Raw genomic sequence first — 16,042 nt, 5'->3', positions numbered from 1 at the left:
GCTTTTGACATACCCGGCAGCCTTTGAGTATAGTGTCAAATGCACAGCGGGCATCTCCCTCTGGGATCCCACCCGGTGCTTAAGCCCTTTTTCAACCATGACCTTCATGCGCCGCGCGGCGCACCCAACCCATCATGCGAGGCCCCCATGAACCATACCCATTACGCCCACCTGCCCCTGCCCGACACCCTGAAGCCCTGCATCGACTTTCACGGACATCTCTGCCCGGGCCTTGTCTACGGCTACCTGGTGGCCGTGGAGTCCCTTCGCCTTTTGGGCGAGGACCGCAGCGAAGACGAAGAACTGGTGGCCATCAGCGAAAACGACGCCTGCTCCGTGGACGCCCTGCAGGTGCTGCTGGGGACCACGGCCGGTAAGGGCAACCTCACCATCACCAACATCGGGAAAAATGTGTACACCGTGTTTTCACGCCAGGCAGGCAAAGGGTTCCGGTTCTCGCGCAAAAGCACGTATGCCTATACGGGAAGGGATCCGGAGGTGTTTGAGGAACTGGAGCTAAAGCTTGCGGAAGGGACGGCCACGGCAGATGAAAAAAAACAGCAGAAACTCATGAAAACCGTGGACCTCCTCCAAAAGCCCGTGGGCGAGGTCTTTGAGATCACCGACGCAGCCATCCCCGAGCCGGCCTTTGCGGAGCTGGCCCCGTCCGTGGCCTGTGCCGTATGCGGCGAGCTCACCATGCAGACCAAGATGGTCCAAAGGGGAGAGACGCTCCTCTGCCGCCCCTGCGCCGAGGGGGCCTTATAAGAACTATTCAGGTCAGAAAAGCCTTAAGCCATCATATCGAGAGACGGCCTCATCCGCCAGATGCCCTCACCCATCGTCCTTCCCGGACTCCACGCTTCCTGCCAGGTCGAGGATGGGGGTGCCTCCGGCGTGCCCCTTGGTCCGGTACCTGGAGACACCCCGAAGTTGGGCGGCGATCTCTTTAATGCGCTCCACCTGATCCGAAAACCGGTCCGCGGTTTCACAGAGGGCCTCGCCGCCCTCAAGGCCCCTTGCCTTGAGCTCCATGAGCTCCGCATACCCCAGGGCCGCCTGAAGGGGCTGGCTCAACTCATGGCTGGCGGCCCCGGCAAGGGCCAGGGCCCCGGTGAGGCGCTCGGCCTCCATCAACGGCGTGATGTCGGTAAACACCGTGACGAACTGCTCGCCACCGGCATGGAATACGTTGATGTAAAACCACATGTCCAGGGCATCCGAATACTCCTTGAGGGTTTTCCCTTCTCCCGTTTTCACCACCTCGGCAAAATGGGCCAGCCACCCGGACTCGTCCTGGTCCACCCCGGGAAACACCTCGGAAAGCCGCCTTCCCTCCACCGCGTCTTTTGTCATGGAAAACATCGCTTCAAAAGCAGGGTTCACCGTCACATAGAGAAAATCCACGGGGGCACCGACCCCATCGTATATCATCTCCCCCATGGCGTAGGCGCCGGTCATGTTGTCAAAAAGGTTCCGGTACTTCTCCTCAATGCTCTTCAGGCGGTCAATCTGAAGGGCCTGTTTCCGGGCCTCCCGCTCTTCATCGCGGTACCAGCGAAAGGCCAGCAGCAAAAGAATGGATGCTGCGGCCGAAAGGTTCACGAGCTTGGGAATCGTGATCTGCGCCGGGGCCATGAGATATGCCTCCACACCCGGTGGCAGCAGGCCGGCCCGGGACGTGTGCACCATCCCGAAGTAAAAGCTCTCAAACACGGAGCGCGCGGCGTCGATGATCAAAATGACGTTCAGAAACAGAAAAAAACGCCCCTTCAGTTTGGGCGCCGCCGCCTTCCGAAGAAAAATCCCCAGGATCAGCAGCCACAAGACCACCGACATAAATGACAAAAACAGATGAAACAGAGCCGAGCTCATCATCTCCACCTCCCATGTGTTGCCCGCCAAGAGGGGCGGCGCCCACCGATGCGCCCCCATCTGTTTCCGCTATGCGGGGCAGTGGACATCGGGTGACCAATACAGTAACATAATCCATAAGCCTGAAAAAACCCCACCCCCTGCCATGCGCCCCGAAGCCCCCTGCGGCTTCCCCCCTTCCCCCTCTTTCGTGCACCCCCTTACCCAAGGAGGTTCCATGTCCGTCGAAACATCTCTAAAAACCCTGGCCCGTTCCGTTTCGGATGGCTCCGGGCTGGCACCGTCTGCCCTGCCCCGCCTCACGGATACCCTCTTCGCGGACAAAGCCCTGCCCTTCTGGCACGCAATGAAGCGCCCCATGAAAGGCATCCTCAACGAGGAACTCGCCTCACGTCAACTCGACGAACTCACCCCTGCCCTGCAGGCCATGGGATCCCTTCTGCTGGGCTCAGGCAAGGATGAGACCGAGCCCTACGCAACGCGGCTCCTCAAGGCCCTGGACATCCTTGAAGCAAACCGTCCCCTCTTTTTTCTTCCCGACGCCACAGCCGAAAAACGGATTGAACGCCTGCCCCTGTTTGCCCCCATGGCCGTACTTCACCTGGCCATCCTGGGCCAGCTGCACGCCATGGCGTACGCCACCAGCATCCCCGGGGCGGCCTACCTCTGGTCCCTGTGCAACGGCACCGCCAGAACCTACGCGGCCTATGCGGAACAATCCGTTGCCGACGCCCTGGCCTGGCGAACCGAACGCCTCCAGATTACCTGTACGCCCATGAGAAGCGCCGTGCCCGGGGGCCCGAACCTCCAGGTCACCTGCGTGGACACCCACACAGGCCATACCATCGTGGATCAGATGTGCACCGCCTATCCTGGGGTCATAAACACCCTGCTTCAGCGCACAGTGGACCAGGTGAGCCTCTACGAGGAGCAGCTCCACTGGAAAATCGTCTTGTTCTGGGAACATGAAGTGCTGGATGTGTTGTCCGAATGGACCGGTGAAAAGCCGGAAGAAGCTCGTCCCGCACCCCGGGACATGATCTCCGAGCGCCTGGACGACGCCCTCTTTTTGATCATGCAGGATATGGGCAATGCCATGGCGGGGATGAAGCCGCCTTCCGAAAAGAAAGAATGAGGATGCACCGGGATCAGGTGCCGGCCTCGGGAGGTGCCACCTTTTTCGGGGCATACTTGCCCACAAACTCGCTTACGCCCTCGCGGGTCGAGGTAATTTGAACCCGGATCACCTTGATCTCCTGCAGGTGGGAACCGAGATACGGCTTGAGGAGCCGTTTAAAATCCGCCAACACGGTTTCAAACCGTTTCAAACTGCGCACCTCTTTATAGGTGAGCCGACTCATGTGAAGCACCAGGGCCTCAAGAATGCTGGGATGCAGGCGGTATGCTCCGTCAGCCGACTCGCCATCGGGCTCCACATAGGGCAACACCTCCACGTCGTTGACGCTCAAGTTCAGCTGCACGCACAGGTACCGGCTCTCTTCATTGATGCGCTCCTTGGTGAGCCCCACCACCAGGGGACCGGTGGGAATCTGTGTCAGGGGCACCCCGTCCTCCTCCTCCGGCGCCTTGGTGCTGCGCAGCCGATCCCAGGAGATGCGCTCACCGCCTGAGGGACGCAGGAGAATGGTATTGCGGGTCAACCGTTCGATCAGATAGGTTACCGGGGTGTCCACCTCCCAGGGCGTATCGCCCACAACCATTTCAGGGGTCATGATCAGAAGCAGGGGGTCCCCTTCCATCTCCGGAGGCAGCAGTTTCCACTTGCCCTCCACCTTTGCCCTGTCCGCTTTCTCGTCAATTTTGGAGTGCTGCCCCTCCACCAGCCGCAGGATACCGAAAGTCCCGTTGGCCCGAAAAGAGATGATGTTATGGTAACTGGCAATGGTGTCCTTCCACGGCCCCACAACCATCTCTCGCTCCGGGGGTTCCTTGTCGCAGGCCAAAAAAGCAAGGGCCAGCAAAACCAGCACCACCCGCTTTGCCCCTTGCTTGAATCCGTTTCTCATACCCTTACCCTTTCCCAAGGCATCCTGATCTGTTGTGGGGGCATATGCCCCGCTCTTCCTTCTATCGCCCATCCCGCATAAAACTTTAACGACTTGGCCGGGCCCCGGTAAAACGCATGAAAACACCGAGAGCCCCCGGAGGGGACCCTATGCGGCCTCATCGTTCCTTCAAAAGAAACACAGAAGATGACATCCAGATATTCCAGCCTTCCCCACAGAGGAACATAAACCCCACACACCACAAGCAAATTGCTTGTTTTTTCAAGACGATACCCACACTCCTCGCATCGCTTTTTTAAAAAAAGACAAAAAAGACGATTCCACCGGCACCGCCCACTATGAAATACTGGTGGAACAGGCCGTCCAGGGAGCCCCGCCACGGCCACGGCGCAACACAGTCAGGGATCGAATCCACACACATCACACAGAAAAATGGTGACCGACATGAGACTCTCCGACGAAGAACGCACCCGCTATCTGGCCCCCACCCATCACATCGACTGCGACTCAGAGGCCATCGCCGCCTACGTCGCACCCCGCATTGCAGGACTCTCCTCCGACAAGGAGAAGGCCATGGCCCTCTTCAACGCCGTACGCGACGACGTCCTCTACGACCCGTACTATTACGACCTCAGCCCCGACGGGATGCGGGCCAGCTCCGTCCTGAAAAAGGGCAGGGGCTACTGCGTGGCCAAGGCCCTGGTGTATACCGCTGCCGTGCGGGCCGCAGGGGTACCGGCACGCCTGGGGTTCGCCGATGTCAAAAACCACCTGAGCACCCGGCGCCTGAGGGAGCTTATGGGCACCGACCTTTTTGTCTACCACGGCTACTCGGAGGTGTTCCTCAGCGGGCGATGGATCAAGGTGACCCCCACCTTCAACGCCTCCCTGTGCGAAAAGTTCGGCGTCCACCCCCTGGAGTTCGACGGGGAGACCGACTGCCTCTTCCACCCCTTTGACGCCGAAGGCCGCAAACACATGGAGTATGTCCTGGACCGGGGCCCCTACGACGACATCCCCGTGGACGAGATCATCAACGCCTCCCTGGCCGCCTACCCCAATCTCTTTAAAACCCTGGAAAGCTTAGGGGGAAAAGAGCTCGGAGACTTTGCCCGGGAAGCCGCCTCGGAAAACAAATAAAAAACGCCCTGCAGGACCCGTCCTGCAGGGCGTCATAGATGTTCCTGCCTTTCACGCGGGGTTATTCGCCCTCTGCTGAAGGCACCTCCTTTTTCACTGCGGAGGCAACCGAGCTGTAGATCTGCTTGAACGCCTCGTCAAACCCCGTGGGGGAGACGCGCCCCACCTCGATAAATTTTACGACGATCTCCTTGGCTGCGCGCAGGATCTGCTCATCCGTCGATGCCATCTTCATCAGCTTCCCTCCGGTGTGTTGGTGTCGCTCTTCCGAGGGGCGTCGCCGGACGCCCCGGAGCCCTGATTTTCAGCCGTCACAGGCTGTCCGTTTGCGTAAGTCACAACCCGGGTGGTCCCGTCCGACGCCCGTGTCACCATCTTGCCGTCGGGCTTGCCTTTGACCCAGGTTCCCCGAAGTTCGGTGCCGTCGGTGAGCTTGCGCGTTCCGCGCCCGTCAAAAGCCCCCTCCTTGAAAAGACCGGAAAAGCTGCTCCCGTCTTCATAGGTCATGGTACCGGTCCCATGGGGCTTCAGGCTCTTGACCTCCCCTGAGTACCGGGCGCCGTCCGGGTAAAACACGTTGAAGGGACCTCGCATCAGGCCCTCATGGAACGAGCCTTCAAAACGCACGCCCTCGGCTGTGGTGAGGATCCCCTCCCCTTCGAAGAGATTCTCGTGGAACCGTCCTTCGTAGCGGGTGCCGTCCGGCGAGGTGTACACACCCTTGCCCTCCATGATCCGGGCGTCTTTCATGTACCCGAAAAACCGGGCTCCGTCGGCAAAGGTCCACTGGCCCTTGCCCGCGATCTTGTCTTCGATGAAGGGACCGGTGAAGGTGGCACCGTCCGGGTAGGTGACCGTGCCCTTTCCGTGGAACCGGTTCTCCTCGAACATGCCCTCATACCGGGTGCCGTCAGGCTCCACAAGAATCCCCTTGCCCTGCATCTTCTCATTGACGATGCTGCCGGTGTACAAGGTGCCTCCGGGAAAGGCGATCTCCCCTTCCCCTTCCAGGTGCCCGTCCACGAACTCCCCTTTGAGGGTACTGCCGTCCGGTGCGGTGAGGGTGCCCTCCCCGTTCATGGTATCGTTGGTAAAGGATCCCACGTAGACATGGCCGTCGGCATAGACCAGGGTCCCGGTGCCCTCCATGCGTCCCTTGCGAAATTCACCGGTGTACACAGCCCCTTCCACGAAAAAAAGAACCCCCGGCCCCTGGGGAACTCCGTCTTTAAAGGTTCCGGTAAGGCGTTTGCCGTCCTTGAAAAAGAGGGTCCCGTGACCGCTGGGCCGCCCATCGTCAAAGGAACCGGTAAACCGTCGTCCGTCTCCGTAGACCACGGTGCCGTGCCCCTTCTGCAGCCCCTCGCCGAAGCCCCCCATGTACCGGGTGCCGTCGGGAAAAATCATCTCGCCCACGCCTTCGGGAATGCCGCCTTTTACCTGCCCGACGTAACGGGTCCCGTCTTGGTAGACGCGCACTCCGCTTCCCGAGGCAACCCCCGACTTGAAGGCTCCCTCGTAACTCCCGCCGTCGGCGTAGTGGTACACCCCTTGTCCGTTTTCACAATCACCGCTTTCGCAGGAGCCGGACCCATCGGCGTATGCGGCGGAGAGACCGGCAATGACCCAGAAGGCCAGCGCGTTCACCGTCAATTTCTTTATCATCAATCGTTACCCTTTTCAGGTTCTGCCATAAAAAACATCCCGCATGCCGCCATCAAGGCCATGCATGCCCTCGGACAGGCGCAAGTAAATTTGTTTTAATATCCCATAGGCAAAGGGTTTGTCAAACCAGCCATCACCCCGGCACCCCGGTATCCATGCAATTCCAGTACCCTTTACGTCACGCGCCATCCATTCTTTTATTGCCATCCATCGCCATATAAGATAACGTCGACTCTTTTACGAGCATTCCAACCAGCAATGCGCCCGGCCCGCAAGGCCTGAAATCCATGACAATCTTTGGAGGCTTGGAAACGAACCGTTTGAGTCCGACGGAACGGACCGACACCGGTATGCGCCGTGCCAGACCCCTTCGCCCGAACGATTCCCGACCCGACCACACGCCGCCAAAATACCCATACACGAAACACAGGGAGACCGCTTTGACCGAGCTGATCATCACCCACCCGGGTTCCTCACATTTTGACGAATTTTTCGCCCTCTGCCTTATCCTGGCCGTCCACCCGGACACCGATTTTACCATAGAAAGACGAGAGCCCACGGCCGAAGAGGTGGCAGACCCCGCCATCTGGGTGGTGGACATCGGCGAAGAGTACGACCCGGAAAAACGCAACTACGACCACCACCAGAACATCGAGCTCTCCGCAAGCTTTGTACTGGTGGCTGAGGCCCTGGGCTGCGCCGCCTCCCTGTCGTCCCTTCCCTGGTGGCGTTTTAAAGACCGCATCGACCGATTCGGCCCGGCCAAGGTGGGCGCTGAGATCGGCACCACCGAGCTGCGCACCACCTACAGCCCCATGGAAGGGTGGATGCTCGACATGTTCGCCGCCGACCCCGACTCCCTGATCCCCATCATGCGCCGATTCGGCCGCAAGGCCCTGGACAGCGCCCAAAAGCTCACGGACCAGCTGGAGCTGTGGTCCAACGCCAAACGCGTGACCATCAACGGTTACGGCATCCTCATCGGCGACACCGACGACTCCGAAGGCGCCCAGGAGTTCAACTTCCGCCAGGCAGACCCGGCTGCGGTCTGCATCACCCGGGACAGCCGTGGGGACGGCTGGAAGCTCATGCGTTTTGACAACGCCCCGGAGGTGAACTTTGCCAAGCTCCAGGGACGCCCCGATATCCGCTTCACCCACAAAACCGGTTTCGTGGCCAAGACCAACGAACGCCTTCCCGAGGCCGAGGTTCTGGAGTTGGTGCGCCTGGCCCTGCCGGAACAGTAAAGCAACGACGGGTCTACCCCTTGTGACCCTGATACAAAGACAATCGAGTAGGGTGAAGCAGAGTGATCAGCTCTGCTTCATCCCTCTCACAGAACCGTGCGTACGGGCCTCGTACACGGCTCCTGTCCAACCTTATCCCAGCATTGGCTGGGGAAGCACTCCCGTCTCTATCTTGTCCATCTGGAACAGTCCGAGTTTTTCAAGCCACTTATTCGATATAGCCCAGTGGCTCAGTTGGCATGCCGCATTTCGCCACGAACTCATCCGGATGTTCTCGAACTCACCGGTGTAGCCCAGTTGCCTGAGTCTGCGGTGAAGCTTTCGAGGTTTCTTCCATAACTTCATCTGGATTGCTCGCAGACGTCTTCGTATCCACCCCATCATCTCCCTGAACCATCCCTTGCAGTTTGCCACTTTAAAGTAGTTGGCAAAGCCCCTAAGAATAGGATTCAGATCATAAATGACTTTCGCAAGATTCACTGGGGTGTTGCGTCGGGTGCACTTCCGGACTTTTTCTTTAAAGGCCTTCTTCCGTTCGGGTTTCACCTGGGTGTACCTCGAACCGATAACCACCCCGAGATACGGTACTCCCTTCCACAGACTCGTTATATGAGTCTTCTTCTGGTTAACCGTCAGCTTTAGCTTCACCTCGAGATAGCCCGTTGCCACTTCCCGTGCTCTTTCTGCCCCTGCCTTGCTCGCTTTGAAGATGACAATATCATCTGCATAACGTGTGATTCGATGCCCCCGTCGCCTCATATACTGATCAAACTTATCCAGATAAATATTGGCTAACAGTGGACTGATGACGCCACCCTGCGGACTACCGACGGTTGTCGGTTCCAGTTCGCCGGAGGTTAACACTCCACCTGTCAGGAACATTCGAATCAAATTCAGGATACTGCGATCTGCTACTTTCTCTCGAACTGCCTGAACAATCAGGTCGTGGTCTAACGTGTCAAAACACTTACTCAAATCCATATCCACAACCCATTTCAGGTTGTAATCGCGCATGAACATCGTTGCTTTGGCGATGGCATCCTGCGCACCTCGACTGGGACGGTACCCATAGCTCGATGGATGGAAGCCCGGGTCGAAGATGGGTTCCAGTATGGTCTTTAACGCCTGTTGGACCACTCGGTCACGAACCGTAGGGATACCGATTTTCCTGATGCCGCCATCCGGTTTGTCGATTTCGACTCGCTTCACAGGAGACGGCAGGTAGCCCTTCCCCTTTAGTTCCATCAGAAGAGATTGGATATTTGTGTCCAGTTCCAAGGCAAAATCTTTGCAGGACTGCCCGTCTATCCCGGGAGCTCCATTCGCCGATTTCACCTTTTTGAATGCCCCTGTAAGTGCCTCTTGATGAAGAAGCCGATCGTAAAGGCTGTACCAGACTCGTTTTCCCATCTCTTCCTCTTGCTTCGCTTCTTCTGTCAGATCGTTCCGGTGATGCGTTTCGAGTCTTCGGCAACGCCTGCCTGCTTTCTATCCGTATTCGGCAATGTACAGCCATCTGCGTCGCTTACTCCGATGAGAGCAGTTTGCTTAAAGAGCCCTGTTCCCAGGGGGACTTCATTACCACTTGCCCGCCTCGTCAGGCGGCTTGTTCTCCGCTCATCTTCACGTTCTGCTTCCAAAGCTTTCGATTAAACTTCACCCCTTCGCAACTGTCGGCGCTTTTGGCTTTCCGGCAGCCTCAACAGTCCATGCTGCTGATCATCTCTGTTTTCTCCTCCACTCCGTTACCGGGCTTCTCAGGCTGAGATTTCATCACTACTACGGGCTCATCTGCCACCCTGCAAAGCATCTCCCCCTCCTTGAGTCTCCTCTTGTCGGGTGATATCTTTTTTTTTTTTTTTAGAACTCTGCAGGGCTTCCCCGGTTAATTTCCGGTCCCTGTGAACGATCCCATCCTCAATCACTCTTGCAGTCTGTCCGAGTATCGGGCATTGCCTTATTTGGCAGGCTTACCCACTGCACGAGCCGTATCAGGTTCGCTTGCGCTATGTACCGTTCACTCCCTATCGCTTCCTTCAGACCCTTCCGTTACCAGAAACGCCCTTGCGATTAGGATTGATTTCCCCTCGGACGGGGTATCTCTGCTCTCTTTCAAGCAGACGGGGTGCCGGCTTTGCCGGGCAAACCAAAAAAGCCGCAGCGCAAGCTGCGGCTTTTTTTGTTTGTCAGTGGTACCGACGTAACGCTCAATCTGCCTCCGGCAGACACCCCGTCAAAGCCACAGCCAACAGCCCGCAGCCCCCCGTGAGGAGCACAACCAGATAGTCTTCGGGATGACGCCCCGCCCGACGCTGCCTCATGCGCCAGCCCAGAAGCCCTGCAAGGCAGATCAAAGAGACCATCCAGCCCTCAGGGTTAAAGGAAACATCCAGCAGCGCATAGGCGGTCTCTCCTTTGGCGCGGACAACCCGCAGGGGGAAGAGCTGCTTGAGCATCTTCTGCCCTCCTTTGGCTTCCAGCCCGTGGGTATGGGAGGCGATGGGGCGGTAAGCGCGATCCGTCACCCACACCCGGACACTCTTTTTGTCCGTCACCACAAAGGTCCGCTTGAGAAGATCACAATAGACGGCAAGACTCATGGTGTCCGGGTCGTAGCCCGCCATGGGCAGGGCAATGGGCCTGTAGTTGCCCCAGGAGAGAAGGCTTGCGGTGCCGTCCCCTTCGATCATCAGACCATAAAACTCCCGCCGGGGGTTTTCGTCCATGCCGATGTAACGGATGCCGCTGGCCGGGGCCAGCCCCGTATTCTTCACCCAGGGGTTTCCCCGCACCATCTTCAGGTGAAAAAGAGTCCCCCCGGCATCGGTGATGAAATAGCCCTCGTCAAAGGGCTTCCGGGCTGTGGGGTTACCGAAGATACCCTGGGCCGGAAAGACAAACCCCTTGCGGGTCAACGCCTTTGTGAACCGATCGGACCGGTCCGCATCCACGGCGTTGGTTTCGGCGTCCAAAAACTCAAAAGCGTCTGTCACCCGAAACATGGAGTCAGGCTCCTCCAGCTGGGTAAACCCCGAAGCGGACTCGTACAGGGGATACAGGTGCACCACCGGGCTGTTGAGGGTGCGCGGCCGAAGGCTCAACACCTGACGGTTCATGGCCACCTTTTTATAGGTCACCTCTTCACCGCCCAGGGATTCGGGCAGGCAGCCCCAGGCGGCCAGATCTTTATAAAAAAACATGGGCAGGGCCGTCTCAAACTCTCGTCTGGTGTACTCCTTACCGGAGAGATCCGTCATCCGGCGCTGCCCCGTCTCTTTATCCCTGTCATTGACCATGAATGTCTTCAAAGATGAGCTGTAGAGGATAAATGGGGAAAACGACCTCTCCACAAGCAGCCTCCTTGCCTGCTCCGGAACGTAGATGGCACACACCAGGGTTATCAGGAGAACAATGGCACATCGCGAAACCTTGAGCATCAGACAATCCCCCTTTTAAATCGATGGGCGGGCAACAGAACCGTGGGCAGATAAAGGGCACACGCCAGGGCATACCAGTCCAAAGAGACGTCAAAAACCCCAAAGCTTTTTTTCACCAGCAGCAACACCGTGCCAAAGGCGATGACACCGTAAACAGCCTTGCGCCACCAGGCCGTCTCCACCAGGGCCAGTACAGCCCCGAAATAGGCAGGCACCGCCGCAAGGCACCAGGGTGCCGCCGTTAACAGGGCACCCGACACGATCTCCGCGGGGAAATAGCGCCCCATGATCAGGGCCAGGCTCACGGCGCTGATCCCGCACAGGCCTGCCACACAAAGGCATCCCACCCCCAGCATGCACACCAGGGACAGGGTGTGGGGCAGGGGCAGGTGAAAAAGGATGCGCAGGCGCCTCTTGCCCGTCTCCGGTACGAACTGCACCAGGGCCGTCACCAACCCCACAAAGGGTGCCAGCCACATGATGTCCCCGTAAAAAACGGATTGCTTGATCGCCGCCATGTACCAGAGATGATACGCGCCCTTGGCAAGCACGGCCGACCTGAGCATGATAAAAATCTTCCCATAAACCGCCAGGGTGATCCCCAGCAACACAAGGAGGAACCAGCGAAGCTTGATCCACTCCTTATATACAATCGCCTTGTACATGTGTTTTCATATCCTTGTTTTGTTGATGCCTTCTATGCTTAAGGCGCATGGATAAGCCTGCCTCCGGCAGCCAGGGGCTGATCTTCTGGGCCCCAGGTTGTGAATGCGCTTCCCCCTCGTTCCTCGGGTCAAATCACATCCGCCTTTAAATCAAACGTCGGCCTTCATCATCGTTTCGACCATCGGCATATTTACATAACCGCCTGAGCCCCCTTACCCCCTTGAGCGCCGCACTCCTGTGCGGCACGGGTAACGACGGACTAAAAAGCCGCACCGGAGTGCGGCGCTCCGTTTCGGTCATTCTTTATCGATTTTTTCGAAGGTCGCGGCCCAAACGATGACCAAAACCCAAGCGTCATTCAAAACGATCCGTTAAGGACTATGTATTTGACGTTAAGATAACTTAACCGCCAACAGAGCCGCCGGTCCCATACGTTTAAACGTTACCTGCCATCAATATTTCCCGGTCAACCCGATAAAGGCGTCTTCCAGGGTCATGGAGACCGGCGCAAGCCCTGCGGCATCCATGCCTGAGGCACCCAGGTGCTCACGCACGACGTCTTGGGATTCAAAGCTGTAGAGATACTGCCGATCGCCGAGGCACTCCGTCCGGGCGATGATCCCGTCCTGTACCGGTTCTTTTCCCCCGTTGCGGGGAAGGCCGTAGCAGCGGAACCCTTCGGTGAAGCCCTGGAGGCTGGAGCTCACAAGGGTGCGGCCCTGATCCAGAATCACGATATCGTCCACAAACCGCTCCAGGTCCTGGACAATGTGGGAGGTAATGAGAATGGTTGTGCCGTAACGTTCCGCATAGTCCAGGAGGTAGTCGAGAAACAGGCGACGGTAGCCGGCGTCCAGCCCCAGTGAATAATCGTCCAGGATCATCAGCTCGGGCATCTGGGCCAGGATCAGGGCCAGGGTCACCTGGGACCGCTGGCCGCAGGACATCCGGTGGATCTTGCGATTGTCCGGGAGCCCCAGACGGTCCATGAGGTCTCTGAACACCCCGTGGTTCCACATCGGATAAAAAGAGGCGTAAAATGTTTCGGCCTGTCCAATGGTCAAAAACTCGTACTGGAGAAAGGTTTCGTGCAGCAGGCCGATGCGGGCCCTGGTCTCCGGTCGCAGACTGTGGGAGGGCTCCCCGAAAATCCGGCACACCCCGCCTTTGGGGGAGAGAAACCCCATCATGATGTTGATGGTGGTGCTCTTTCCCGCTCCGTTTTTCCCGAGGAGCCCAAAAATACGGCCCTTTTTCACCTCAAAACTGAGGCCCCTGAGCACATCCTTGCCCCCGTAGCTGTGGCACAGGTTGTCCACCTGGATCACCGTGTCCGACATGATCTCATTGCTCCTTTTCATTAGAAACTCACCTCGCCGCCAAGCCAGAACTGGCGGCCCAGTTCGTAGTTCTTGCCATCGGCCAGGACTTTTTTGTTAAAGAGGTTGTTCACCTCCAGGGTGGTTGTAAACACACTCTGCCCCCACAAGGGAAGCTTCCAGCGGAGCTTGCAATCCACCACCACACTGGAGGAGCGATCCCGCTCGGCGTAGACCGGGAGCTCTTCGGAGACCTTCTCCCCGGTCAGGGGGTTTGTCTGACCCTGGTCGTCGGGGACCTCTTTGGTCTTGCCCGTACTCTCCACCTTGGTGTAGGAACCCCGATACCGGGCGATGGTGGTCAGGGTCATGCGCGCGGGCAGAGAGGCAACGGCCGTGACATTGGCCATCCAGGGCTTGTTGAAGGTACTCTTAGGAAGTTCGGCCCGATAGATCACTTCGTCGCCGTACCAGACGCGATCGTCGCCTATCTCCCCGTCATAGGACCCATTGGAGGAGTCGGTATCCTGATATGTCACGTTGAGGTTGAGGCGATGAGCACCGAAGGAGCGCCCCCAGGCCACGCGATGGCTCTTGTGATCGTAATAACCGTCGTTGGTCAAGGTGTAATAGCGCAACCCGTCGGGCTGGATGGCCCCGTAGGTCCGGGCAAACTGATCCCGTCCTTTTCGGCGCACATACTTGTACCCCAGGGTCCCGCCCCCGAACCTCTGGTCGACACCGATCTGAAATTCATCGGCATAGGGGGTTTTAAGGGTGGAAAAGGTCTCCACGTTGTTTCCGGCATCCGACACCGGCCACCAGAAACCGCCCAGGGTCCCCGAAGGATCGCTTCCGAAAAAAACCATGTCCTGATAGGGTTTTCTCACTTCGGTGCGGTAAGGCTTCTTGGCCTCCCGCAGTTTGTACGTAATGAAGGTCGCACTGTGGTACCGGTTAAAACCCGAGGTGAACACCGTGCGCCCGTCCCCGAAGCTGTCCCAGGACGCCGACATCCTCGGGGCCACGTCCAGGTTGTCCATGAAATCGTTGGCTGCAACGCGGAGCCCCGGCCGCAGGGTGACTCTGCCGCACACCATCTCATCCTGGCCATAGAGGCTCAAGGCGTTGACCACCGCCGAAGAGTCATCGGCATCGTAGACCTTGCGCATGCTGAAGTACTGCTCGTTGTCCTCGCAGTCGTAGCTGTTGCCAGGGGAAATCACCGTATCGGACGTTACCGGGTCCGTGTAGATCATGGTGGACTCCTTGCGGTCGAAGGTTCCCTTGGTCAAATCGTAGGAAATGCCCGTGCTCAGGGTATGGCGCCCACCCCACCCCTCAAAGGAGACCTCGGACAGATCCGCACGGGTGGTAAAACTCTCCTGAGTCTTGGTGATGTCCCCGTGACCGCCTTCCTTGGAGTAGGCCGAGTCTGCATCCGCACCCCAGGGCTTGGAGGCTGTGGCGGCCCACTGACGAAGATCCTTCGGGGCCTCCCGCTCGTTGACGCTCTTTCGGAACCCACCGGTCACCTCCAGGGCCCCGAAACCCAGCCCCCGGTTCCACCGACCCTGGATGCGGTCCCCGCCCCCCTTGACCGTGTAGTCGCTGTTTTTGATATCCGAGAGGAAACGCTCCTCCTCATACGGGGAATGAAACAGGCTCAGTTCAAAGGAATTCAGATAATCAGGATCCCAGGAGAGCTTGGTCATGATATTTCTCAGGTGTCGTTTTTCATCCTTCCACCCCTTGAAATGCCGCTTGGATATGGTGGATCGCACCTCGTTGACGGATCCCAACGCCCCCAGGGTGTCGCCCAGGGGCATACTCAGACTCCCGCCATAGATATGCTTTTCAAACCGGGGGTCCTCATCGGCGTCGTCGTCGGATGAGGGAGGAGCAACGGACCCTTCATCGTCCTCTTCTTCCTCCCACTGGAAAAAATGGGTCCACTGGCTCCGGGTGGTCCGGTAATAGACCTTGCCCTTGGGCTTGATTCCTGCCTTGACGGTCCTGGCATCCACTACCCCACCGGAGAAGTCGCCGAACCGGGCAGGCACGTTGCTGTCGTAAACCGCCACCTCTTCCACCAGGTCCGAATCCAGGAAAATCTCCTGGGGATGGCCGGGCACGTCGTTGACCACCTGGTGGCGCTCGGAGCCGGGGTCCAAAAGACTGTTGTTGGAGATCCCGTCCACGGAAAAATTGTTCTGGTAGGCCTTTCCGCCTGAAATGGAGATGTTCACAGGCAGAATCTCCCCGGCTGTCTTGGCAGAGCGCCAGGAGTCATCCGGCTGGATATCCGGAAGCACCAGCAGAAGCTCGTTTAAATCCCCGTTGCCCCCGGAAAGATGCCGAAGCATCTGATAGTCGAGTATGGACACCCCGGAGGCCTTGCTCTCCATGGTGCCCGTCACGGTGAGGGTTTCACCTTCAACCGCCACCTCAGACGTCTTTTTTTGAGTCGTTCGTTCCAGCGGCTTAGAGACCGACGCCTCACCGGAAGCCTCCGGGGAGGCCTCCCCGGCCCACCCGGTTACCGTTGCCCCTGTCACCACCAGAGCCATCACAATAGCCAGCCACGCAGGGCGCCCGCTGCCCTGACGACGCCCTTGCCCAAGGCCACCGCATCGCCTTGCATATTCTCGCATCATAAATCACGA

General features: G+C 58.3%; 14 protein-coding genes. 4 read left to right on the top strand and 10 right to left on the bottom strand.

Going from position 1 to position 16,042, the window contains the following annotated elements:
- The first annotated feature begins 147 nt into the window (after nucleotides 1–147).
- Entirely contained in the window at nucleotides 148–768 is a 621-nt protein-coding gene (locus ACOYW0_RS19700) for an FmdE family protein (RefSeq protein WP_482415488.1), read from the top strand.
- A 66-nt stretch (nucleotides 769–834) separates the two neighbouring features.
- Here ACOYW0_RS19700 and ACOYW0_RS19695 read toward each other — a convergent pair whose 3' ends face one another.
- Nucleotides 835–1,878, bottom strand: a complete 1,044-nt coding sequence (locus ACOYW0_RS19695) for a PAS domain-containing protein (RefSeq protein WP_482415487.1) — start codon at nucleotides 1,876–1,878, stop codon at nucleotides 835–837.
- Nucleotides 1,879–2,092: 214 nt separating this feature from the next.
- Between ACOYW0_RS19695 and ACOYW0_RS19690 the strand changes: the two genes are divergently transcribed.
- Entirely contained in the window at nucleotides 2,093–3,010 is a 918-nt protein-coding gene (locus tag ACOYW0_RS19690) for a hypothetical protein (RefSeq protein WP_482415486.1), read from the top strand.
- A 13-nt stretch (nucleotides 3,011–3,023) separates the two neighbouring features.
- Here the strand turns inward: ACOYW0_RS19690 and ACOYW0_RS19685 are convergent, their stop codons facing one another.
- Nucleotides 3,024–3,902 (bottom strand): flagellar basal body-associated FliL family protein, encoded by an 879-nt coding sequence (locus tag ACOYW0_RS19685; protein ID WP_482415485.1) that lies wholly within the window; start codon nucleotides 3,900–3,902, stop codon nucleotides 3,024–3,026.
- Nucleotides 3,903–4,346: 444 nt separating this feature from the next.
- Between ACOYW0_RS19685 and ACOYW0_RS19680 the strand changes: the two genes are divergently transcribed.
- Nucleotides 4,347–5,042, top strand: a complete 696-nt coding sequence (locus ACOYW0_RS19680) for a transglutaminase-like domain-containing protein (RefSeq protein ID WP_482415484.1) — start codon at nucleotides 4,347–4,349, stop codon at nucleotides 5,040–5,042.
- A 61-nt stretch (nucleotides 5,043–5,103) separates the two neighbouring features.
- On the opposite strand, the gene ACOYW0_RS19675 is transcribed toward ACOYW0_RS19680, so the two are convergent.
- The 3 genes from ACOYW0_RS19675 to ACOYW0_RS19665 are packed head-to-tail and all read right to left on the bottom strand — an operon-like array spanning nucleotide 5,104 to nucleotide 6,914.
- Nucleotides 5,104–5,277: a hypothetical protein gene (locus tag ACOYW0_RS19675; RefSeq protein WP_482415483.1), complete on the bottom strand. Its 174-nt coding sequence runs from the start codon at nucleotides 5,275–5,277 to the stop codon at nucleotides 5,104–5,106.
- Nucleotides 5,277–6,707, bottom strand: a complete 1,431-nt coding sequence (locus tag ACOYW0_RS19670) for an MORN repeat-containing protein (protein WP_482415482.1) — start codon at nucleotides 6,705–6,707, stop codon at nucleotides 5,277–5,279. The genes ACOYW0_RS19675 and ACOYW0_RS19670 overlap by 1 nt, the downstream gene beginning before the upstream one ends.
- A gap of 15 nt (nucleotides 6,708–6,722) precedes the next feature.
- The gene (locus tag ACOYW0_RS19665) at nucleotides 6,723–6,914 is read right to left on the bottom strand and encodes a hypothetical protein (protein ID WP_482415481.1); all 192 of its coding nucleotides are present in this window, start codon (nucleotides 6,912–6,914) and stop codon (nucleotides 6,723–6,725) included.
- A 233-nt stretch (nucleotides 6,915–7,147) separates the two neighbouring features.
- Here ACOYW0_RS19665 and ACOYW0_RS19660 point away from each other — a divergent pair, with 233 nt between their 5' ends.
- Complete coding sequence (locus ACOYW0_RS19660) at nucleotides 7,148–7,954, top strand: MYG1 family protein (protein ID WP_482415480.1); 807 nt, start codon at nucleotides 7,148–7,150, stop codon at nucleotides 7,952–7,954.
- Nucleotides 7,955–8,086: 132 nt separating this feature from the next.
- Here the strand turns inward: ACOYW0_RS19660 and ltrA are convergent, their stop codons facing one another.
- The 5 genes from ltrA to ACOYW0_RS19635 form a co-directional block, all read right to left on the bottom strand.
- Nucleotides 8,087–9,364, bottom strand: a complete 1,278-nt coding sequence (gene ltrA / locus ACOYW0_RS19655; RefSeq protein WP_482415479.1) for a group II intron reverse transcriptase/maturase — start codon at nucleotides 9,362–9,364, stop codon at nucleotides 8,087–8,089.
- A 797-nt stretch (nucleotides 9,365–10,161) separates the two neighbouring features.
- Complete coding sequence (locus ACOYW0_RS19650; RefSeq protein ID WP_482415478.1) at nucleotides 10,162–11,391, bottom strand: DUF4857 domain-containing protein; 1,230 nt, start codon at nucleotides 11,389–11,391, stop codon at nucleotides 10,162–10,164.
- Nucleotides 11,391–12,056: a hypothetical protein gene (locus ACOYW0_RS19645; protein ID WP_482415477.1), complete on the bottom strand. Its 666-nt coding sequence runs from the start codon at nucleotides 12,054–12,056 to the stop codon at nucleotides 11,391–11,393. The genes ACOYW0_RS19650 and ACOYW0_RS19645 overlap by 1 nt, the downstream gene beginning before the upstream one ends.
- Before the next feature lie 453 nt (nucleotides 12,057–12,509).
- Nucleotides 12,510–13,418 (bottom strand): ABC transporter ATP-binding protein, encoded by a 909-nt coding sequence (locus ACOYW0_RS19640; protein ID WP_482415476.1) that lies wholly within the window; start codon nucleotides 13,416–13,418, stop codon nucleotides 12,510–12,512.
- Complete coding sequence (locus tag ACOYW0_RS19635; protein WP_482415475.1) at nucleotides 13,418–16,033, bottom strand: TonB-dependent receptor; 2,616 nt, start codon at nucleotides 16,031–16,033, stop codon at nucleotides 13,418–13,420. The genes ACOYW0_RS19640 and ACOYW0_RS19635 overlap by 1 nt, the downstream gene beginning before the upstream one ends.
- Nucleotides 16,034–16,042 lie beyond the last annotated feature (9 nt).

The organism is Desulfoluna sp. HI9BLuna (assembly GCF_056829775.1).
The sequence above is the reverse complement of the archived record's forward strand: the minus strand, read 5'-3'. Positions and strand labels throughout refer to the sequence as shown.